At 58.2% G+C, this 19707-nt stretch carries 18 protein-coding genes and 2 pseudogenes; 14 read left to right on the top strand and 6 right to left on the bottom strand.

Translation table 11 applies throughout. From position 1 onward, the window contains the following. Position 1 precedes the first annotated feature (1 nt). Together AB1495_RS16225 and AB1495_RS16220 are read left to right on the top strand one after the other, a co-directional pair. The gene (locus tag AB1495_RS16225; RefSeq protein ID WP_074637819.1) at positions 2-1246 is read left to right on the top strand and encodes a Zn-dependent hydrolase; all 1245 of its coding nucleotides are present in this window, start codon (positions 2-4) and stop codon (positions 1244-1246) included. Further along, positions 1243-2190: an ornithine cyclodeaminase family protein gene (locus AB1495_RS16220; RefSeq protein ID WP_074637821.1), complete on the top strand. Its 948-nt coding sequence runs from the start codon at positions 1243-1245 to the stop codon at positions 2188-2190. The genes AB1495_RS16225 and AB1495_RS16220 overlap by 4 nt, the downstream gene beginning before the upstream one ends. Here AB1495_RS16220 and AB1495_RS16215 read toward each other — a convergent pair. Next, positions 2172-3104 carry a LysR family transcriptional regulator gene (locus AB1495_RS16215; protein ID WP_037953368.1) on the bottom strand — a complete coding sequence of 311 codons (933 nt, stop codon included), beginning with the start codon at positions 3102-3104 and terminating at the stop codon, positions 2172-2174. The genes AB1495_RS16220 and AB1495_RS16215 overlap by 19 nt on opposite strands. 167 nt (positions 3105-3271) lie before the next feature. On the opposite strand from AB1495_RS16215, the gene AB1495_RS16210 reads away from it, so the two are divergent. From AB1495_RS16210 to AB1495_RS16160, 11 genes and pseudogenes are all read left to right on the top strand, one after another. Beyond that, complete coding sequence (locus AB1495_RS16210) at positions 3272-3616, top strand: RidA family protein (protein WP_074637823.1); 345 nt, start codon at positions 3272-3274, stop codon at positions 3614-3616. A 106-nt stretch (positions 3617-3722) separates the two neighbouring features. Continuing rightward, positions 3723-4337 carry an RraA family protein gene (locus AB1495_RS16205; RefSeq protein ID WP_074637824.1) on the top strand — a complete coding sequence of 205 codons (615 nt, stop codon included), beginning with the start codon at positions 3723-3725 and terminating at the stop codon, positions 4335-4337. 54 nt (positions 4338-4391) lie between these two features. Continuing rightward, entirely contained in the window at positions 4392-5924 is a 1533-nt protein-coding gene (locus AB1495_RS16200; RefSeq protein WP_074637826.1) for an ABC transporter substrate-binding protein, read from the top strand. A 70-nt stretch (positions 5925-5994) separates the two neighbouring features. Then, positions 5995-6915: an ABC transporter permease gene (locus AB1495_RS16195; protein ID WP_005848269.1), complete on the top strand. Its 921-nt coding sequence runs from the start codon at positions 5995-5997 to the stop codon at positions 6913-6915. Then, positions 6915-7787 carry an ABC transporter permease gene (locus tag AB1495_RS16190; RefSeq protein ID WP_009824089.1) on the top strand — a complete coding sequence of 291 codons (873 nt, stop codon included), beginning with the start codon at positions 6915-6917 and terminating at the stop codon, positions 7785-7787. Before AB1495_RS16195 ends, AB1495_RS16190 begins: the two co-directional genes overlap by 1 nt. 5 nt (positions 7788-7792) lie before the next feature. Next, a complete protein-coding gene (locus AB1495_RS16185) occupies positions 7793-8767 on the top strand; it encodes an ABC transporter ATP-binding protein (protein ID WP_074637828.1) in 975 nt (324 codons plus the stop codon). Continuing rightward, positions 8764-9714: an oligopeptide/dipeptide ABC transporter ATP-binding protein gene (locus tag AB1495_RS16180; protein WP_244269080.1), complete on the top strand. Its 951-nt coding sequence runs from the start codon at positions 8764-8766 to the stop codon at positions 9712-9714. Before AB1495_RS16185 ends, AB1495_RS16180 begins: the two co-directional genes overlap by 4 nt. Positions 9715-9854: 140 nt before the next feature. Next, positions 9855-10309 (top strand): annotated as a pseudogene (locus tag AB1495_RS16175) (transposase); the annotation flags it as partial. Positions 10310-10437: 128 nt separating this feature from the next. Next, a complete protein-coding gene (locus AB1495_RS16170) occupies positions 10438-10641 on the top strand; it encodes a hypothetical protein (RefSeq protein WP_074637833.1) in 204 nt (67 codons plus the stop codon). A gap of 118 nt (positions 10642-10759) precedes the next feature. Then, positions 10760-11930: pseudogene (locus tag AB1495_RS16165) on the top strand (IS3 family transposase). A gap of 25 nt (positions 11931-11955) precedes the next feature. Beyond that, entirely contained in the window at positions 11956-12345 is a 390-nt protein-coding gene (locus tag AB1495_RS16160; protein WP_074637563.1) for a C4-dicarboxylate ABC transporter substrate-binding protein, read from the top strand. A gap of 173 nt (positions 12346-12518) precedes the next feature. Here AB1495_RS16160 and AB1495_RS16155 read toward each other — a convergent pair whose 3' ends face one another. The 4 genes from AB1495_RS16155 to AB1495_RS16140 form a co-directional block, all read right to left on the bottom strand. Further along, positions 12519-13112 (bottom strand): TetR/AcrR family transcriptional regulator, encoded by a 594-nt coding sequence (locus tag AB1495_RS16155; RefSeq protein WP_074637561.1) that lies wholly within the window; start codon positions 13110-13112, stop codon positions 12519-12521. Positions 13113-13139: 27 nt separating this feature from the next. After that, complete coding sequence (locus AB1495_RS16150) at positions 13140-14879, bottom strand: aldehyde dehydrogenase family protein (protein WP_074637559.1); 1740 nt, start codon at positions 14877-14879, stop codon at positions 13140-13142. Continuing rightward, positions 14876-16498, bottom strand: a complete 1623-nt coding sequence (locus tag AB1495_RS16145) for a long-chain fatty acid--CoA ligase (RefSeq protein WP_074637558.1) — start codon at positions 16496-16498, stop codon at positions 14876-14878. The genes AB1495_RS16150 and AB1495_RS16145 overlap by 4 nt, the downstream gene beginning before the upstream one ends. Before the next feature lie 76 nt (positions 16499-16574). Then, entirely contained in the window at positions 16575-18302 is a 1728-nt protein-coding gene (locus AB1495_RS16140; protein ID WP_244269057.1) for a GMC family oxidoreductase, read from the bottom strand. A gap of 453 nt (positions 18303-18755) precedes the next feature. Here AB1495_RS16140 and AB1495_RS16135 point away from each other — a divergent pair, with 453 nt between their 5' ends. Continuing rightward, positions 18756-18896, top strand: a complete 141-nt coding sequence (locus tag AB1495_RS16135; protein ID WP_208856551.1) for a hypothetical protein — start codon at positions 18756-18758, stop codon at positions 18894-18896. A gap of 319 nt (positions 18897-19215) precedes the next feature. On the opposite strand, the gene AB1495_RS16130 is transcribed toward AB1495_RS16135, so the two are convergent. After that, positions 19216-19530 (bottom strand): putative quinol monooxygenase, encoded by a 315-nt coding sequence (locus AB1495_RS16130; protein WP_074637556.1) that lies wholly within the window; start codon positions 19528-19530, stop codon positions 19216-19218. Between the last annotated feature and the right edge of the window lie 177 nt (positions 19531-19707).

Here is a 19707-nt window from a genome sequence, read left to right as displayed (position 1 = left end):
CATGTCGATTACCCCCGATACCCGTGTCGATCTTGACCGTTTCTGGTCCACCATCGAAGCCTCCGGCGAGATCGGTAAAGGCCGCCCCGGCGGGCTGTCGCGCCTGACGCTTGGCGATGCCGACCGGGACATGCGCGATCTGTTCCGGTCCTGGTGTGAAGAGGCCGGTTTGACCGTTGAAGTGGATGCCGCCGGCAATATCTTTGGCCGTCGCGACGGCAGCGACAACGATCTGCCGCCGATCCTGATTGGCAGTCACTTTGATACCCAGATCAACGGCGGGCGGTTCGACGGGATCGCCGGCGTGCTGGCCGGGCTCGAGGTGATCCGCTGCCTGAACGATGCGGGCCATGTCACCAAACGCCCCATCGTGGTGGTCGACTGGACCAACGAGGAAGGCGCGCGGTTCTCTCCTCCGATGGTCGCCTCGGGCTGTTTCGTTGGGAAATATGACATCGACTGGGTGCATGATCTGATCGGCGATGATGGCGCGCGCTTCGGTGATGAGCTTGAGCGCATCGGCTATAACGGCGAACGCGTTTGCAAGGCCGGCGAGATCGACGCCTATTTCGAGCTGCATATTGAACAAGGGCCGATCCTTGACGCCGAGAAGCGGCAGGTCGGCATTGTCACCGGCGGCTATCCGGTGCGCGGGATGCGGGCGTCGTTCAAGGGGCAGACCTCGCACACCGGACCAACGCCGATGGACCTGCGCAAGAACGCGCTGGCGGCGGGGGCGCGCTGGCTGACCGCGGTGGATGACATCGGCTGGGATTTTGCGGTGCATGACGGCAAGGCCACCGCCGCGCGGTTGACCGCTTGGCCCAACAAGCCGGGGATCCTGTCCGACACAGCCGAAGCCGTTTGTGACGTGCGCCACCCCGATCCCATCACCACCCGCGCCATGGCCGAAAAGATGCGCCGGGCCCTGTTCGAATCCGCCGCACGGTGTGGGTGTGAGGCCGTGATCGAGGATGAATGGGAATGGGGCGGCGACATCTTTGACCACAAGATGATCGACGGCATCCGCGACGAGGCTATCCGCATGGGCTTCAACTGGCGTGATATCGAAAGCCAGGCAGGTCACGACGCCTATTTCCTTGCCACCCATTGCCCGACGGCGATGATCTTTGCGCCTTGCGAAAACGGCATCACCCACAACAATGAAGAAAACTGCACACCAGAGGATTTCGTCGCCGGGCTAAATATTCTGCTGCATGCCGTCGTCAAACGGGCGGATCGATGAGCGCATTGATCGGACACGAGGCGCTTGAAACCGCGCTGGATTGGCCCGATCTGATCGGCCAGTTGCGCGACTGGTATCGCGGCAAGGCGGTGCAGGCACCGGACCGGCAGGTTTTGACGATTGAGCAGCCGGACGGCACCGAGGCATCTTTGCTGATCATGCCCGCCTGGGTTCCCGGTGAAAGCATTGGCGTCAAGGTGGTGACCTTCTTTCCCGAAAACGCCGCCAAGGGCCGCCCGACGATCAATGCGGGCTATCTGCTGTTCGATGGGGAAACCGGGCAAATGCAGGCCGCACTGAACGGTGATACACTGACCGCGCGGCGCACGGCGGCGGCGTCGGCACTGGCGGCGGATCTACTGGCGCGCAGGGATGCGCGTGATTTATTGATCGTCGGTACGGGGCAGCTTTCCCTCGCCGTCGCAGCGGCACATTGCGCGGTGCGGGCCTACACCTCGGTTTCAATCTGGGGGCGCAGCGGTGAAAAGGCTGCGGCGATTGCCTCAACGCTTGGGGAGCAGGGTCTGCCCGCTCGGGCCGTCGACGACCTTGAAACAGCGTGTCGCGCGGCGGATGTGGTCAGCACGGTTACGGCCTCGATCAGGCCCATCATCCAGGGGGACTGGCTCAAACCCGGCAGCCACCTTGATCTGATCGGCGCATTCAAGGGCGACATGCGTGAAAGCGACGATCAGGCGATCCTGCAGGCCGAGGTTTTTGTCGATCTGCGGGCAGGGGCATCGCTTGCGGGGGATCTGTCGCAGCCATTGGAAGCGGGGCAGATCACGCCAGAGCATATTCGCGCTGACCTGGCCGAATTGTGTCAGGGTGCCCATCCCGGCCGTCGCGATGACAGTGCCCGCACCGTTTTCAAATCCGCGGGCATGGCGCTTCAGGATCTGGCAGCGGCGACAATGGCAAGCGATCACACCATATTGGGGTAAATCGCCAGCAGCTCTTGCGCGATATCCACAAATTTCTGCTCCGAGGGAGATAGCTTTTCTCTCGGGGCGTGCACCAGATAGACGTCGGCCCCAATCGTTTCATCCGTGATCTTGATGGGCCACAGGTCGCCGCGCCTGATGTCGTCCTGCGCGGCCATGAGGGGCAGGATGCCAATGCCCATACCCGCCACGATCATTCTTCGGACCTCTTCGATGTTGGTGCTTAGCCCGTTGATGCGATTGCCAAGCCGTGTGCCTTCGCGCAGGACCGACATCGGCTCCAGCCCCATGCCTTCGGTGGCGCAGGCAAAGCTGATAAAGGGCTCGCGCTGAAGATCGCGGAGCGCGACGCTTTCCTGCCCGAACAGCGGATGCTCGGCCCCGCAGAAGACACAGAACTCCTCGCGAAACAGACGGATCGAGGGCAGGTTGACCAAGGGGGCGGCCAATAGGCAGAACCCGATCGTGCCACGCCCCTGCTGAATAGAGCGCACGATCGCCTGACTGTTCTGGACCTCACTTTGGAAGGCCACGGAAGGGTATCGCTGATGATAAAGCCGCAGCAATTCGTCCATCATCGGTGACATCAGATTGCTGATAATCTGATAGCGGACCTGCCCGCGTTCCTCTTCTTCGGCGTCGCGGACCAGAAGATTGATCCGTTCGGCACTGTGAAAGATCTCGCGGCATTCCTGAAAAATCTTGTCGCCACGCGTTGTCAGTTCGAAGTGGCGGCTGTCGCGAAAGACAAGCTGGCACCCCAGTTGCGCTTCGAGCTTTTGCAACGCATTGCTCACCGAAGGCTGGCTTAGGCCGAGCCGTTTTGCGGCCTTCGTGATGCTTTCTTCCTTCGCAATCATGTAAAACATGCGCAGAAGGTTCCAGTTCAGATCGGATTGCGGCAAAGCGTTCATGCGGATGATTCGTTTCTTGCTTGGGTCTGAGTAGAGTTTCCTATTTTTCATCCCCTATCACATAGTCAACGCGAATGCCTAAAATTGACTGTGACTATGGTGTGCAACTGTGCGCGTGGGGCAGGTTCGGCTAAGCTTGCCACTCATTTCATCAGAAAGCACAAAACATGACCATCACTCGTTTGCACCCCGGCCCCCGCATGAGCCAGGCCGTCGTTCACAATAACACCGTTTACCTTGCCGGTCAGGTCGGCACCGCCGGCACCGATGTCGCGACCCAGACCCAAGATTGTCTGGACGCGATCGACCGCTTGCTGGCAGAGGCAGGCAGCGATAAATCCAAGCTGCTGCAGGTCACCATCTGGCTTGCTGACATGGCTGATTTCCAGGATATGAACGCAGTCTATGATGCGTGGATTGACCCTGCGAACCCGGCGGCGCGCGCTTGTGGTGAGGCCAAGTTGGCGACACCGGACTACAAGGTAGAATTTCTCGTGACCGCCGCGATCTAATCGCCGCTTTCTAGCCGGAGATTATGCGAGCCATAATCTCCGGCTATTTGACCCTGCCGCTCTCCCGTCGCCATCCTTTCTTACACATCAGGCGACAGGACAGGGCATGACATTTCAAATCGACCTTTCGGACATCGAAACAGCGACGCTGGGGCATTTTCTTGAATCCGGTTTCATGTCCCCCGCGCTGCAGGGGCTGTTGCCGCATCGAACTGTTTTTGGCCCCGCGCTGACCGTGCGTATGCTTGGCGATGATGGCGCGATGCTGACCGAGGCGCTGTCCGCTGCACAACCCGGACAGGTCATCGTTATCGACCGTTGTGGTGATCTGCGCCATGCCTGTTGGGGGGCAGTCACGACCGCTGCCGCCAAGGCACGCGGCGTGGTGGGGGCGGTGATCGACGGCTTTGTCACCGACCGCTCCGCCATAGAGCAAGAAGACTTTCCAGTCTGGTGCCGTGGACGGTCACCCATCACGACCAAGCCGCGTGGGCTTGGCGGCGACTTCAACGTGACCGTGGGGTGTGGCGGCGTCTCGGTCCGGCCCGGCGACATTGTTCTGGCCGACGAAAACGGGGTTGCCGTACTGGACAAAGATCAGGCTGAAACCCACGCCGCGCGCGCCCGAAAAATGCAGGCGGCCGAGATTACAATCCTCGAACGGCTGCGTGCTGGCGAAACGCTAGCTGAAATAACGCGGGGCGCAAAGCAGCCCGCATAGAACCGGATAACCGGCGCAAAACACCTTCCCTTCACTCAACCGACAGAGAGATCCATGACACAGACATTCTCCATAAAGGGCCTCACTACATTGGCCGTCCTTGCTGCCAGCACAGCGCTGACACTGGGCACACCCGCCATCGCCGACAAGGCGTCCAATACGCTCAACGTCGCTTTCGCCGCCGAACCAGAGCCGCTGGATACCTATAAAATCGCCGGTCGTCAGGGCCTGATCCTCGCGCGGCACATCTATGACGGGTTGCTCTACAAGAACCTCGACACCGGAGAGATCGTCCCCGCGCTGGCGGAATCCTGGGAATTTACCGGCCCGCTGACGATGGAGTTCACCCTGCGCCAAGGGGTCAAATTCCACAACGGCGCCGATTTCACCGCTGATGACGTGGTTGAAACGCTCAACACCGTGATCACCCCGGAATACGGCACCCGCTATTCGATCTCGGTCGACTGGATCGACAGTGTCGAGAAGCTGGATGACTATAAAGTCCGCATTAATATGTCCAAGCCCTTTGCCGGTGCGGTAGAGATGCTGGCGGATGCACTGCCGATCTATCCGCACGCCTTCTTTGCGGAAAACGGGTCTGCGGGTATGGCCGCCACGCCGATCGGCACCGGCCCCTACAAGCTGGTGAGCCAAGAGCCGGGCATCCGCTACGAGATGGAGCGCTTTGAGGATCACTATGAAGGCAGCCCCAAATCCGGTGCCACCATCGACAAGATCTCTGTGCGCACCATACCCGAGATGAACACACAATACGCCGAGTTGATGTCGGGGTCGCTGGACTGGATCTGGCGTATTCCGCCGGATCAGGCGTCGCGTCTTGAAGGCCGTGTGCAGATCATCAGCGCACCGATCATGCGCATCGGCTATGTCGGTTTCGCCCCCGAGGCGATGGATGGCGACACGCCGATTGCAGACAAACGTGTGCGTCAGGCGCTTATCCACGCCACAAACCGCGGCGCGATTGTCGACGCTTTCGCAGGCGGCGCGTCCGAGGTTCTCAACACCCCATGCAACCCGGCGCAATTCGGCTGCGAACAGGATGTCACCGCCTATGAATACGACCCGGAGAAAGCCAAGGCGCTGCTGGCCGAAGCCGGATATGAGGACGGTTTCAAGATGGAGATGGTCTTTGCCGCCATGCCGCGCCCGACTGCCGAAGCCGTGGCCGCCGATCTTGCCAATGTCGGCGTGACGCTTGAACTGAACGAACAACAGTACGCGTCGGGCATCGGCAAGTGGCGCGCCAAGGAGCTTCCGGCGTTCTTCTCGAACTGGGGCAGCTATGGCATCGGCGACACCGCATTCATCTTGTCGAATTTCTTTGGCGGCGGCGCGGATGACCTTGTGCAAGACGCCGAACTGGCAACCTGGCTGACCGAGGCTGATACGTCATCGGACCGCGATGTGCGCGCCAAGAACTACTCTATGGCCGTCAAGAAGATCGCCGAGGAAGCCTATTGGATGCCGATGTATAACTTCAACGTCAACTATGGCCTGTCCAACGACCTGAACTTCACGCCGCATCCGGATGAGTTCGCCCGTTGGTGGGGTGCCAGCTGGAAGTAAGCTGACCCTGTCAACATAACGGGCCGGACAGTCCTCTCCCCGCTGTCCGGCCCCCATAACGGAAAGACCTATGCTCTCTTTCATCTCTAAACGTCTGCTCGTGGCGCTCTTGGTCTGTCTGACCGTGTCCGCGCTGAGCTTTGGCTTGATGTTCGTGTCGGGCGACCCTGCGATTGCCATCGCGGGCGCGGGTGGCCGGGCCGAGGATGCCGAAGCGATCCGGCAGGCCTATGGCTTTGACCGACCCTTGGTTGTTCAATACCTGGACTGGATCGGCAGCGCCTTGACCGGAAATCTGGGGCAGAGCATCTATTTCAATGTGCCGGTGACAGAGATCATCGGCAACCGTGCCGGCGTCACGCTGGCGCTTGGCTTCATCTCGTTCCTCGTCGCTTTGGTGATCGCCGTGCCTTTGGGAGTCGCCGCGGCGCTCAGACCGAACGGCTGGATCGACCGCCTTGCGCTGGTGATCGCCGTGTCCGGGCAGGCAATCCCGAGCTTCTGGTTGGGGTTGATGGCCATCGTGGTCTTTGGGGTCTGGTATGGCTGGGTCCCCATTTCGGGTGCTGACACATGGCAGGGATACATCCTGCCCGTGATCGTGCTGAGCTATTACGCTATCCCCGAACTCATGCGCATCACACGCTCGGGCATGATCGACGTGCTGGCCACGGATTATGTCCGGGCGGCCAAGGCCAAGGGCCTGCCGATGCATCTTGTGATTTCACGCCATGCCTTGCGCAATGCGGTGCTGCCGCTTGTATCACTGGCAGCGGTTCAACTGGGCCAGCTTCTATCCGGCTCCATCGTGATTGAAAGTGTCTTTGCGCTGAACGGGCTGGGGCGGCTGGCGTGGGAATCTCTTCTGCGCAGTGACCTGCCGGTGGTGCAGGCGATCATCCTGATCCTGTCGCTGCTTTACGTGCTGCTGACCATGCTGGCCGATATTCTGAACGCGGTGCTGGATCCGCGCCTAAGGGGGGGCTCCTGATGTCCGACGTCACTATCGAAACGGCCCGCCCGTCTGTCTGGCGCAAGATGCGCGGCAATACGGGTGCGTTGATCGGGGGTACGCTTTTGGCAGCTATCATCCTGATCGCTTTGCTTGCGCCGCTGCTGGCCCCGCATGACCCAATCGCGCAGGATTTGAGCCGCCGACTGCTGCCGCCCTTCTGGCATGATCGCGCGGTGCCGGAACACCTGCTCGGGACCGATCACCTTGGGCGCGATTACCTATCTCGGATGATCTATGGCGCGCGGGTGTCGCTGGGTGTCGGGCTTGGGGTGATCCTCGTTTCTGGTGCCATCGGGATCACGCTTGGCCTGATCGCGGGCTATTTCGGGGGCTGGATCGATATGGTTATCAGCTTCGCCATCACAACAAGGCTATCACTGCCCATCGTGCTGGTCGCACTGGCGGCGGTGGCATTGGGCGGCGCGTCGCTGACCACGCTGATCACCGTTCTAGGGTTGCTTCTGTGGGACCGGTTCGCGGTGGTCACGCGCGCCGCCGCTCAAAGCTTGCGACATCAGGAATTCATCATGGGCCTGCGATCCATCGGCGCGAGCCGCATGCGCATCCTGTTTCTCGAAATCTTACCCAATATGCGCGCCACGATCCTTGTCGTCGTCTCGCTTGAGGTCGCAAACGTCATCCTGCTCGAAGCGGCCCTGTCCTTCCTTGGGTTGGGCGTGCGCCCGCCGACGCCAAGCTGGGGGCTGATGATCTCGGAAGGGCGCGACAATATCCTCTTTGATCCATGGTTGATCGCACTGCCCGGATCGGCGCTCTGCCTGCTGGTGCTGGCGGTGAACCTGTTCGGCGATGGTATGCGCGATATAACAGGGCCTGCACGAAAGTGACTGACATGATGCTTGATATCCGAAACCTGAAGGTGTCGATCCCCACCGACCGCGGCATGTTGAACGCGGTTCGGGGTGTCGACCTGCAAATCGCTGAAGGAGAGACCCTCTGCCTTGTCGGCGAGTCGGGCTGTGGCAAGTCGCTTACCGCGACGTCTATCATGGGGCTGCTGCCGCGCTACGCCAAGGTGACGAGTGACCGGTTCGACATGGCGGGGCAGGATCTGACGACCAAGACCGATGCCAAGCTGGCAAAGCTGCGCGGCCGCGATGTGGCGATGATCTTTCAAGACCCGACCAGCGCGCTAAATCCGACGCTTACCATTGGCCGGCAGTTGACCGAGGGCGTTATGCGCCACGAAAACTTGACCCGAAAAGAGGCTGACGCCCGCGCAGTCGAGATGCTTGACCGGGTGGGGATCGCCAATCCGGCGGCACGGCTGACGCAATATCCACACGGGTTCTCTGGTGGGCAACGCCAGCGCATCATGATCGCCTCGGCGCTGATGGGACGACCCAAGCTCTTGATCGCGGACGAGCCGACGACGGCGCTGGATGTGACCATTCAGGCGCAGATCCTGACGCTCCTGGGGCAATTGCAGGCCGATCTTGGTCTGTCACTCTTGCTGATTACCCATGATCTGGGCGTGGTGGCGGCTATCGCGAACGATGTTGCGGTGATGTATGCAGGGCGGATCGTCGAACGCGCGCCCGCCGCCGATCTTTTTACGACGCCGCGCCACCCCTATACCAAAGGGCTGCTTGCCGCGATCCCGGTGCCGGGTGTCACCGAACGGGGCAGCGCATTGCCCGCCATTCCGGGGCGCGTCCCGGGGGTGATCGGCACGATGGCGGGCTGCGCCTTTCGCGACCGCTGCGCCATTGCCGGACCTGAATGCGCTGCCGATCCAGTGCCACGCATAAGCGCCGGGGGGGCGCAATTCATTGAATGCGCCAAGGCATCAAAGGTGGCCGCATGACCGCAGCGACGCCGATGATCCGCATGACCGATATCCGCAAAACCTACCGCCTGCGCCGTGGCATGTTCGCCGCGACCGAAGAATTGGTGGCCGTGAACGACCTGTCGCTCGAGGTCGCCGAAGGCGAAACGCTTGGCCTTGTCGGTGAATCCGGTTGCGGCAAAAGCACGGCGGTCAGCATCATGCTGGGCTTGTTGCAGCCCGATCGCGGCGAGGTCGAGATCGCGGGCCAGAAGGTCGACACCATGCCCGTGGCGGACCGTGTGCGGTTGATCCAGCCCGTATTTCAGAACCCCAATGCCTCGCTTAACCCGGTCAAACGTATCCAGACTCTGGTTGGCCAGCCGCTTCGACTGCATGGCGGCACGCATGTCGATGCAGAGGTCAAGCGGATGCTTGATCTGGTCGGGCTGCCATCACGGCTCGCCGATGCCTATCCCGGGGAGCTTTCTGGCGGGCAAAGGCAGCGGGTCGCCATCGCGCGTGCGCTAATCCTCGGACCGCGTGTCTTGATCTGTGACGAGCCGACCTCGGCGCTTGATGTCTCGGTGCAGGCGCAGATCATTAACCTGTTGCTATCGCTGAAGAAAGAACTGGGCCTTACCATGGTTTTTGTCAGCCACAATCTTGCGGTGGTCGAACATTTGGCGGACCACGTGGCCGTTATGTATCTCGGGCAGAAGATTGAAGAAGCCGCGACAGATGCGCTTTTCGAGGATGCCAGCCACCCCTACACCCGTGCGCTGCTTGCCGCGACCCTGCTGCCGGACCCAGAGGCGGGACTGCCTGAAGCAAAGCTTGGCGCAGCAGCGGCGGACCCCTTTGCAGCGCGTCAGGGCTGTCATTTTGCGCCGCGCTGTCCTGAGATGAGACAGAGCTGTATCGAGGGCCCGCAAAAGCTACGGAAACTGCGCGAAAGCTTGGTCAGATGCGAAAGAGCGGTGTGACCACCGCATTTTCTCAAAGCTGCAAGACGCGGTACGTAGCCAAAAGTCGTTGCGCCTTTGCTTCTAAGGGCGCGACGATATTGAATAGCCCCTAGATTTGTAGACGCTTTCTTCCCTAACTTTGAGGCAAGGAAGCCGTTATGGGGAAGCCAAATTTCAGTGAAGATTTCAAGCGCGATGCCGTCCATCAGATAACAGTGCGGGGGTATGCCGTTCGCGAGGTTTCGGAGCGGTTGGGCGTCAGTACATATTCGCTCTACAAATGGATGAAGCTCTATTCAAAAGCTGCGTCACAGACATCATCTGTTGACCATGAAGCTGAGAACCGCAGGCTCAAGCGTGAGTTGGCGCGGATGACGGAGGAGCGTGACATCCTGAAAAAAGCAGCTGCGTACTTCGCATAGGATGCAAGGTGAAGTACGCGTTCATTGCCGAGCACCGCCCTCAGTATTCGGTACGCAGGATGTGTCGTTGCCTCAATATCCATCCCAGCGGGTTCTATGCATGGGTTAAAAATCCATTAAGCCACCGGGCGCGTGAGGATGCGCGTCAGACCAAGCTGCTCGAAGAAGCTTGGAACGACAGTGGCAAGGTCACTACCGCCCGCCCGCGCCAGAAAGCATGATGCCGATAGACCAAAGGCCGACCATGCATTAACATTCAAACTGGACCACCCGATGGGGGCACTCCATCGGCAACTTTGCTTTTTATAACACCGATCCGATGGTCATGGCCTTTGCGTCGACTGAATTCGGCCTTGCCAACGAGGCTGCACTGGCCGAGTGCAAAAAAGAGAATGGCGTCGTTTTCGGCGGCGGCTATTCGACCTCGCAATATTACATGATGTGCAACACACCTGTCGCTACCTACGAAGATATTCAGGGCAAGCGTCTGCGAATGGCGGGCGGGGCCTGGTTAGGCACGTGAACACGCTTGCAGTAGGGAACTACTATGCCGGATTTGAATGGCGCTATGGTAATCCCCCCCAAAATTAGCGGTGTTCAAAAGTAGAATTTTCTCGGCAAGATATCTGAGGAGATTTACGATGAAGAACGGACGATACAGCGACGCGCAAATCATGGCAGTGTTGAAGCAGGCGGAGGGCGGTGTGCCGGTCTCTGAGCTGTGCCGTGAGCATGGCATGAGCAGCGCCAGTTTCTATAAGTGGCGCGCTAAGTTTGGCGGCATGCACTGCACGGCAGGGTTATGCGTAGCATGATCCCGAGAGTGGACGCGTCCTTGATGTCCGAGATGAAGGATATGGCGGAAGAGAACCGTCGTCTGAAGCGCATGTATGCCGAGATGAGCATGCAAAATGATCTGCTGAAGGAAGCCCTTGGAAAAAAGCGTTAAGGCCGTCTCTGCGACGAGAACCTCTCGGGACATTGCTTCGCAATGCCCTGCCGGTCAACGGATGGCCATGAATGCGGTCGCACGACACGGCGTAAGCATCGCGTCGGCGTGCCGGGCGTTCGAGATCAGCGAGACCTGCTACAGATACAGCCCTGTAATGAGCGACGAGAATGAAGAGATCGCCGATTGGCTGGAACGTCTGACAGCAAACAAGCGCAACTGGGGCTTCGGCCTGTGCTTTCTGTATCTGCGCAACGTCCAGGGTTACGGCTGGAACCACAAGCGGGTCTATCGGATCTACTGCGAGCTGGAGCTAAACCTGCGTATCAAGCCCAAGAAACGCTTGAAGCGGGACAAGCCGGAACCCCTGTCTGTGCCTGATAAGCCCAATGAGACATGGTCGATGGATTTCATGGCGGATCAGCTGGCAGATGGGCGCTCGATCAGGACATTGAACGTGCTGGATGACTTCAATCGTGAGGGCCTATGCATCGAAGTGGACTTCTCGCTGCCCGCAGAGAGAGTGGTCAGAAGCTTAAACCAGATCATCGAATGGCGCGGTCAACCGCAGACAATTCGCGTCGATAATGGCCCAGAATATATTAGTGGTAAGCTGATGGAATGGGCCGAAAAACGCAATGTTCGACTGGAATACATCCAGCCAGGCAAGCCACAACAAAATGCCTACATTGAACGCTACAACCGAACCGTTCGCGGCGAATGGCTTGGGCAATACATCTTCGAAACCATCGAGGAGGCACAAGACCAAGCAACTGAATGGCTCTGGACTTACAACAACGAAGCGACCCAACATGGGTATCGGCGGCATGACACCCGCCATGAAACTGAAAACAGCCGCCTGAATTCTACGGCTGGACCCCATTAAAAATGGGGGGATTACCGTCCGAGGCGTCGCGCAACGTACTGTTTGACCAGGCGGCATACTATCTTGCGCAGCACCGGGTCGAGTTCGACAAGGATGTTGAAAAAGCGGTTTCCGCCGCCAAAGAAGGCGGCATGAAGATTTTCGAACCTGATCAGGCTCTGACGGAAGCGCTGGCGGAATTTGTAACCGCCGACGAGGCCGTGCTGATCGAGAACGCCAAGAGCCGCGGTATTGAGAACCCCGAAGCACTGCTGGCAGACTACAAGCGCATCGTTGATCGCTGGGCTGCGCTGCTGGCGGATGGGGATCACAGCGATACCTATGCATTGGCAGCATTGGCCAAAGCAGAGATCTACGACAAGTTGGACCGCGCAAACTACGGTATGAACTAACCCACATATATTATGTACAGTCCCGCGGCGCTGCCAAAGCGCCTCGGGGTTCCTACCGCCCTGCGACCTCATAGCGTTTTGATCAAAACGCTACCAGCAATGTAGACTGTCATTCGAAAGCGCGCAAATGATCAGAAGACTGTTTGCAGCACATGATGCAGACGCAGGTGGGGTTACCCGGCAGCGGCTTTGAGCACCTCGGTCATTTCCCCCAACTCACGCGGGCGACCAGAAACGCTCAACTGCAGCAAATATCGAAAAGCGCCGTCGAAACGCAGATAAAGAAGTTCCTTGGCTTTGCGCTCAGAGGCTATCGGATTCATCATCTCGATCAGCTGTTCTTCAATCTCGTCAACGACGGGAACGAAAGCTTGGTCAAATAGCGCTTGGTTTCGAATGTCGTACCAAAGCCGATGAAGCTCAGCTTCGGTACTGATCGTTTCTGCCAAAGCAGTACAGAACGCTGTCTTGATGCGATCTGGGTTGGAAATACCACTGACAGATGCAGAAATTGTTCTGGCAAACTCGCTTTTGTACTGTCGCACACAGTAGATCAGAAGTTCGTCCTTATCCTCAAAATAGTAGTGCAGACTGCCAAGCGACATTTCTGATTGCGACGCAATATCACGCAGGGTCGTACGGGCATAACCATAAAGCTTAAGCGCGCTGATCGCACTTTGCGCAATCTCGCGTTTGCGGTTCTCACGCTTGCGGGCCTTATTCGCTTTTCGGTCCGCAAGCTTACCTGTTTGGGTCATGTCGTTCATCGGGCACTCACATTTGTCCCTGCCGACCTAGCCCAAAAGGGCGTGAAAGAAAATACGCGGCAGCTTGAACCAGCTGGGTTTGTGCTGAAACCGGGTCAGCAAGCGACCGATATGATGCTGACGCTTGTTTGACACAAACCAGGGCGGACGGGGCAGCAGGCTCATCCCGCCGGATAGCAGATTGCGCGGGAAGGGGCGGAACGGGGCCTCGATCACCGTGCGTTCAACGTTTTCAAGCATGAAGGTATTGTGGACCGTGCCCACACCAGACTGGACGTTTTGCAAGGTCGCGCCGGCAAAGCCGCCCCAGGGACAGGCAGTCACCAGAAAGGCAAGGCCGGACCACGCGTTGATCGCAATCGCGCCATAGCGGAATTCGGCGATGATCTCTTCGAACCGCTTGCGGCCCATAGCCCGGATCGTGGCAGGGTGGATGATGATATTGCCGCCCAATGTGCCATAGAGCGTGTCATTCGCCCATTTAATCGCTTCGATCATATAGGTTTCGGCATCTTGTGCCTCGATGTGCATGACACCAAGCGCAGATGTGAAGACTTCGGTCTGGGCCAGCCAATCGCTATCACCCTCGGCCATATCGGCAAGATAAAGCGGAGCCACATCCGCCCCACGATCCAGCTTTTGCGGGCTTTTGGCGTGATCGACAAAGGCCTTTTGACGATCTTCGGCACCGGGATAATAAGCGGCCCGTTTGGTGTGTTTGGCCATCACATCGGCGACATTCCCCATCAGCTCGGCTGTCTTATCCCAGCCTTTCGGTAAAATAAGGCTCTGCACCGCGACACAGTTAAAGCCACCGTTATGCAGTTTCATGGTGGCGATGTTCTCCGCCTGAAAGCGCAAGTCCGCCTTGGTCCACGGGCCTGGTACGACAATGGTGGGGCAAACGGCACCAAGCTCGGATGTCATGTGTCGGGTGTTTTTCGGCGTGTTGGCGGCCTTGTTCTTCTCGCCTTCCTCGCCTGGCCCCCAGACGATCAGATCATGGGTGGCGCGCGCACCGGTGATGTGGATTTCCTCGACCAGCGGATGCGTCGTAAGATAGGCCCCCGCCGGACCATCGCCACGATGGATACGTAGTGCGTCGCGGTCGATCAGCGGCTTCAGGGCGGCCTGCAAAGGTTCGGTCAGGTAGTCGTTGACCGGGTTCATTTTAAGCAAGACCACCTGGTTTTCCAAAAAGAGCTTCTGGAAAGCATCCAGCGGCGTGATCGCGGCGATATTGCCGGCGCCCAGAACCAGCGCGACCTTGCCACGCCGTTGGTCTGCCGGAATGTCATAGGCTGATGCAGCGTTGTTCTTGAGGTTGGCGGGGGTCACGCCTTTTTGCATCCAGACATCCGCATGCACGCCCGAAATCAACAACCGATCCCAGATCGAATGTGGCACAACGCGCACGGCGGTTTGACCGCTTGGCAGGCTGCGTTTCTTTAGACCGTCCAGAAAGGTTTTGCCTTCCATCTGCGACAGCGTATCGATCAGACCGTTGCAGCAGGACATGACGGCATAGGGCCCCGATGTCCATTCCTCCCCCAAGAGAGGGGAACCTTGCGGGATGCCCTTGGCCTTACCCGCCGCATCGACCCATTCGTCGGCGACGCGCATCAGATTGTCTTTGATTGCCTGCAGAACCGCGATGCGGTCGTCCAGCGAGGTTCGCGCCCAACGGTCCTTCGCCGCGTCGAGGGCTTTTAGGTCGATGTCATAGGCTGCTTGCAGATCGGGGGTGAAGTTACTTTGATGTTTCATGCGGCTCCCTCCAGAAGGATGTTCGCGTAGGTCTCGCGTAGTTTGAGTTTCACCACTTTGCCCGTGGCACCTAGGGGCAGTTCATCGACAAAGATCACCCGATCTGGCACCTGCCAGCTGGCGACTTTGCCGTCGTAGATTTTCAGAAGTTCCGCTTCGGAGACGTCACCGGATTTGACCGCGATCAGGATCGGACGCTCGTCCCATTTAGGGTGATGGGCAGCGATGGCGGCGGCATTTGCGATCGCCGGGTGACCGATTGCGATGTTTTCAAGTTCGACCGTAGAGATCCATTCGCCGCCGGATTTGATGATGTCCTTTGAACGGTCTCGGATCACCATGAAACCATCCGCGTCAATCGTGGCGACATCGCCAGTGTCGAACCAGCCATCGGGGGTCAGTGCCGAGTCTTCTTTGTTAAAATAGCTGTGAACTACCCAAGGACCGCGCACCTGCAGGTCGCCCTGTGTTGCCCCGTCTTCGGGCAGTACATTGCCGGTCTCATCTACCAGCCGGATTTCTATCCCGTAAACAGAGCGGCCCTGACCCACGCGAATGTCGGTTTGTGCTTCGGTCGACAGACCCTCGTGGCGCTGCAGCAGACGGTTGACCGTCGCGAGGGGGCTGGTCTCTGTCATGCCCCACGCTTGAATCAATTCGACATCATATTTGTCGCGGAACGCCGTATACATCGACGGTGGCATCGGTGCGCCACCGACAATGGTGCGGGTCAGGCTTGGCAGCTTAGAGCCGGATTTTTCCAACGCCGCCAATAGCCCCATCCAGATTGTGGGCACGCCAAAGGCCGCGGTCACCTGTTGGGTGTCGATCAGGTTGGCAAGGCTGTCCCCATCCAGCCCCGGACCCGGCAGCACCAGTTTTGCACCGGCCGACGCCGCAGTATAGGGTACGCCCCACGCATTGACGTGGAACATTGGCACAACCGGCATCACCGTATCACAGGCCGAGATCGCAAGCCCGTCGGGCTGGTTGCCTACAAGCGCATGAAGCAAGGTCGACCGATGGGAATAAAGCACGCCTTTCGGGTTTCCCGTGGTTCCGGATGTGTAGCAAAGCGAAGAGGGCTGGCGTTCATCGAGTTCGGGCCAGACAAAATCCGGGTCTCCGTCAGCGATCAATTCATCATAGAATTGCAGCCCGTCAAGCATCTGGGCCGCCTCGTCGTCCCGTGGTCCCAGCAGAACGTAGTGCTCGACCGTATCAAACCGGTCCTTCAAGTTTGCCACAGCGGGCAGGAAGGTTCGGTCAAAGAACATCACCTGATCTTGCGCGTCATTGGCAATATAGACCATCTGGTCGGGATGCAGACGCGGATTGAGGGTATGGCAGACGAAGCCTGCACCCGAACTGCCAAAGTAAATCTCGAGGTGCCGCCGGTTATTCCATGCGATGGTGCCGCACCGGGTTTCCTGCGGCAGGCCCAGTTTGGTCAGTACCGAACCCAAGCGCCGCGCATTCTTGGCAACCTCTTGCCAGTTTGTGACGTCTACTTCGCCTGAAGTTTCAACCGAGACAATTTCGGTGCGCCCGTGGCAGCGGGCTGCGTGATCGATAAGGGAAGAGATCAGCAACTGCTGGTCCATCATTTTGCCAAGCATAGAGTGGCTCCGTAATTTTGAGACGATATGGGGGCTCGCGACCTCGGTTGCCCGAGGTCGCGAGGGGTAAGTCAAGTTAGGCCCGGATCAAGTCAGAGCACTTTTCGCCAATCATGATGGCGGCGGCGTTCGTGTTGCCATTGACGATCGTCGGCATGATAGACGCATCCGCGACGCGCAGCGCGTCGATCCCATGAACCTTTAGATCGGCGCCGACCACAGCCATGTCATCGGACCCCATTTTACAGGTGCCCACAGGGTGATAGATCGTCTGGATATTTGCCCGCAAGTAGGCTCGAATTTCGTCATCGGTTTGGACATCCACCCCCGGAAAGCGCTCTTCGCCACGGAAATCATCCAGCGCAGGGGAGCTCATGATCTTGCGCGCGATCTTGACCCCCTCGACCAGAATTTCCAGATCTTGGGCTTCGGCAAGTGCATTTGGATTGATCAGCGGTGCATCCTCTGGGTTGGCTGACGCGAGCGTGATTTCACCAACTGACTTCGTCCCAACGAGGCTTGGCATGATGGTAAAGCCTTCGCTGTCCGTTGGATTGCCAGCACCGTCCGAGATGAACCAGGTCGGAGCAAAATGAAACTGAAGATCAGGGGCAGGGGCGTCCGGCATAACCGTCAGATATCCGCCTGCTTCGCCAATATTCGACGTGAGCATTCCCATGCCCTTGCCAAGCAGTTCCGCCTGCTCAGGCTCAGTCGCATGGGCGAGGGTTACGGGTTGCGTGCAGACATGGGCAACCGGTGCCATCAGGTGTTCCTGAAGGTTCTGACCAACACCGGGGAGGTCATGAACCACCTCGATCCCCAGCTCTGTCAGGGCGCTGTGTGATCCAATGCCCGACAGCATCAAAATCTGGGGTGAGCCGATCGATCCTGCCGACAGGATGACTTCAGCCTCCGCCATGACCTCATGCATCTCGTCACCGGATTTGAACCGCACACCGACGCAGCGGCCATTTTCGACAAGGAGCTTGTGCACATGGGCTTCGGCCTGAATAGCGAGGTTGTCGCGCGTTAGGGCAGGGTGCAAGAAAGCGACGGCCGTCGAATTTCGCATCCCGTCTTTTTGCGTGACCTGATACAGGCCGAACCCTTCCTGCTCTGTGCCCGCATTGAAATCGGGCTGCGCTGGATAGCCCGCCTCTACAGCGGCATCGACCATCGCGAGCGTCACAGGGTTAGGGTCGCGCAGGTCCGCTACGTTCAGCGGGCCACCTGTGCCGTGATGATCATCGGCACCGCGTTCGTTATTTTCCGACCGCTTGAACAGAGGCAAGACATCTGCGTGGCTCCAGCCGGGGTTTTCTGCCCCCCAAGCATCATAACAGACCGGATTGCCCCGCTTGTAGATCATCGCATTGATCGAGCTTGACCCACCAAAAACTTTTCCTCGGGGCATATACAGTTGAATATCGGCGGAATGCTTTTGGGGCGTGCTGCGGTAAGCCCAGTCTAGCGGGGTCTGAAATAGATTGGGAAAGGCAGCAGGAATGTGGATGAACTGGTTTTCATCCGCTGGCCCTGCTTCAAGCACGAGCACGTTCTTGTCCGGATCCTCTGACAGGCGCGCCGCAAGGGCACAACCCGCAGAGCCTGCGCCGATAATGATGTAATCATATTTTTCGGCTGCTTGCGCTTTGGCATGGCTGGCGCCTAGTGCAAGAGGTGCCGCAGCGGCCACCCCGAGTGCTGCGCTCTTGCGCATAAAGTCACGCCGCGAAATACGGCCTGCGTCAAATTCCTGTGCAACGGCTGCGTATCTTGTCTGGTTCTTTTCGCTGTTCATGATCGACTCCTCCCAAGTCATTTTCATCAAGGACTGCCCCTCCACTGGCGCCCCTTGATACTACCGGGCATCTGAACAGACGAACTGGTCAGTTGTCCAGTATTTTATCGTGTGCATCTCTGAGCAGATAATTAATTAACATTAACAGACAGTTGCGATATCAAAGGCTGATGAGGCCATACCCCGTCGACTCTGCGATTTCGCGGCTCTCTTAGAATTTCACACAACGAACTCCACAATTTCCGGCTTCGCTTATTATGCCGGTACGTTGCAAATCCGGTGTGCATCTTCAGGGGGTAGTGTCCCTAGGCTTGGTGTAATTCCGACGGTAGCGCGGGCTGAGTGGAGCCACGCGTAGCTTAGGCGAAGCCCACGCGGTTTGCTGGGCGACCGTGGACGTTCTCCGATAGGGTTTGGGTTGCACACCTCACCTACCGATCAAGGAGAACCCCCATGACCAAGGACATCATATCAGAAACAGCCGCTTTGAAAGCGCTTCTTTCGGAGACTGCGGACCACCAAGTTCTGGCCGAGATGCTGGGTTTCGGTGCCGACCGGCTATTGGCCCTCGATGTCGACCATCTGCGAAAATAACAACATGGACCCGGCAAAAATCGCCGGCCTTTAAACCGGCTCAACATCCAGCCGGAGAATAAATTAGACCACCTGCTGGGACACTATCCGCATATAGGCATCGCTTAGCACTTCGTCGCGCCGGGAAGCCGCAGCAGAACGGATTCATTGAAAGCATCAAACTTCAGCACTCGGCACTAAGGTTGAGGGGGCTTGGGGCCCAGGTCAGTGGATGCGTGAGGGCCAAGCCTATCAAGCTAGCGCATTCAACTAAATCCGCTCCGCATGATCGTCTGGGGTGCAGGGCGCTAAAATGGCGTGGCGTGGGCTGCGCCGATGATTATGCGAGCGACAGAATGTGGATTTTGCTATCGGCGACCATGTTCTTGGATTGCTTGCTATACTCTTTCATATGTGGTGCTGCAGCATGTGCCCCTAGCGCCTGCATGCTCTCCCATTGTTCAACGACAACAAATGTATCTGGCCCAAATTCCGCCTGCATTGGTCCTGCACTTTCTGCGTCGACTGTGGCCTCGTAGGCGATGCAGCCTGCTTCAGCTTTCACGGTAGGGACGTTTTTATTGAATAGATCCAGAAGTGCTTGGCGTTGTCCTGGCTGGGCTGTGATGACGGCAATAACGTGGATATTTGGCATAGGTAACCTTCTTTGGTTGGCGGGCGCTTTGGGTTTAGCTTCGGATTAATTGAGCACTTATATGTGGCTTTGATCCTGTGAGTTTGAGTGCTGTTTCTTATGAATATTTGGTGTAAAACTCTAAACCTACAGCGAAAGATAAAGCAATGCTTGAAATATATTAATTCAGCAGTTAAT

The sequence above is a fragment of the Sulfitobacter pontiacus genome (assembly GCF_040790665.1).
Classification (GTDB): domain Bacteria; phylum Pseudomonadota; class Alphaproteobacteria; order Rhodobacterales; family Rhodobacteraceae; genus Sulfitobacter; species Sulfitobacter pontiacus.
This window is presented reverse-complemented; position numbering and strand designations above follow the sequence as displayed.

What these genes read in the sequence shown, in the direction of transcription:
- AB1495_RS16195 (WP_005848269.1), top strand. Translation starts at nt 5,995, where the DNA reads ATGCTCTCTTTCATCTCTAAACGTCTGCTCGTGGCGCTCTTGGTCTGT.
- AB1495_RS16190 (WP_009824089.1), top strand. Translation starts at nt 6,915, where the DNA reads ATGTCCGACGTCACTATCGAAACGGCCCGCCCGTCTGTCTGGCGCAAG.
- AB1495_RS16145 (WP_074637558.1), bottom strand. Translation starts at nt 16,498, where the DNA reads ATGCTTGGCAAAATGATGGACCAGCAGTTGCTGATCTCTTCCCTTATC.
- AB1495_RS16155 (WP_074637561.1), bottom strand. Translation starts at nt 13,112, where the DNA reads ATGAACGACATGACCCAAACAGGTAAGCTTGCGGACCGAAAAGCGAAT.
- AB1495_RS16150 (WP_074637559.1), bottom strand. Translation starts at nt 14,879, where the DNA reads ATGAAACATCAAAGTAACTTCACCCCCGATCTGCAAGCAGCCTATGAC.
- AB1495_RS16215 (WP_037953368.1), bottom strand. Translation starts at nt 3,104, where the DNA reads ATGAACGCTTTGCCGCAATCCGATCTGAACTGGAACCTTCTGCGCATG.
- AB1495_RS16135 (WP_208856551.1), top strand. Translation starts at nt 18,756, where the DNA reads ATGACCAAGGACATCATATCAGAAACAGCCGCTTTGAAAGCGCTTCTT.
- AB1495_RS16205 (WP_074637824.1), top strand. Translation starts at nt 3,723, where the DNA reads ATGACATTTCAAATCGACCTTTCGGACATCGAAACAGCGACGCTGGGG.
- AB1495_RS16160 (WP_074637563.1), top strand. Translation starts at nt 11,956, where the DNA reads ATGGGGGGATTACCGTCCGAGGCGTCGCGCAACGTACTGTTTGACCAG.
- AB1495_RS16140 (WP_244269057.1), bottom strand. Translation starts at nt 18,302, where the DNA reads ATGAACAGCGAAAAGAACCAGACAAGATACGCAGCCGTTGCACAGGAA.
- AB1495_RS16185 (WP_074637828.1), top strand. Translation starts at nt 7,793, where the DNA reads ATGATGCTTGATATCCGAAACCTGAAGGTGTCGATCCCCACCGACCGC.
- AB1495_RS16180 (WP_244269080.1), top strand. Translation starts at nt 8,764, where the DNA reads ATGACCGCAGCGACGCCGATGATCCGCATGACCGATATCCGCAAAACC.
- AB1495_RS16220 (WP_074637821.1), top strand. Translation starts at nt 1,243, where the DNA reads ATGAGCGCATTGATCGGACACGAGGCGCTTGAAACCGCGCTGGATTGG.
- AB1495_RS16200 (WP_074637826.1), top strand. Translation starts at nt 4,392, where the DNA reads ATGACACAGACATTCTCCATAAAGGGCCTCACTACATTGGCCGTCCTT.
- AB1495_RS16170 (WP_074637833.1), top strand. Translation starts at nt 10,438, where the DNA reads ATGGTCATGGCCTTTGCGTCGACTGAATTCGGCCTTGCCAACGAGGCT.
- AB1495_RS16130 (WP_074637556.1), bottom strand. Translation starts at nt 19,530, where the DNA reads ATGCCAAATATCCACGTTATTGCCGTCATCACAGCCCAGCCAGGACAA.
- AB1495_RS16225 (WP_074637819.1), top strand. Translation starts at nt 2, where the DNA reads ATGTCGATTACCCCCGATACCCGTGTCGATCTTGACCGTTTCTGGTCC.
- AB1495_RS16210 (WP_074637823.1), top strand. Translation starts at nt 3,272, where the DNA reads ATGACCATCACTCGTTTGCACCCCGGCCCCCGCATGAGCCAGGCCGTC.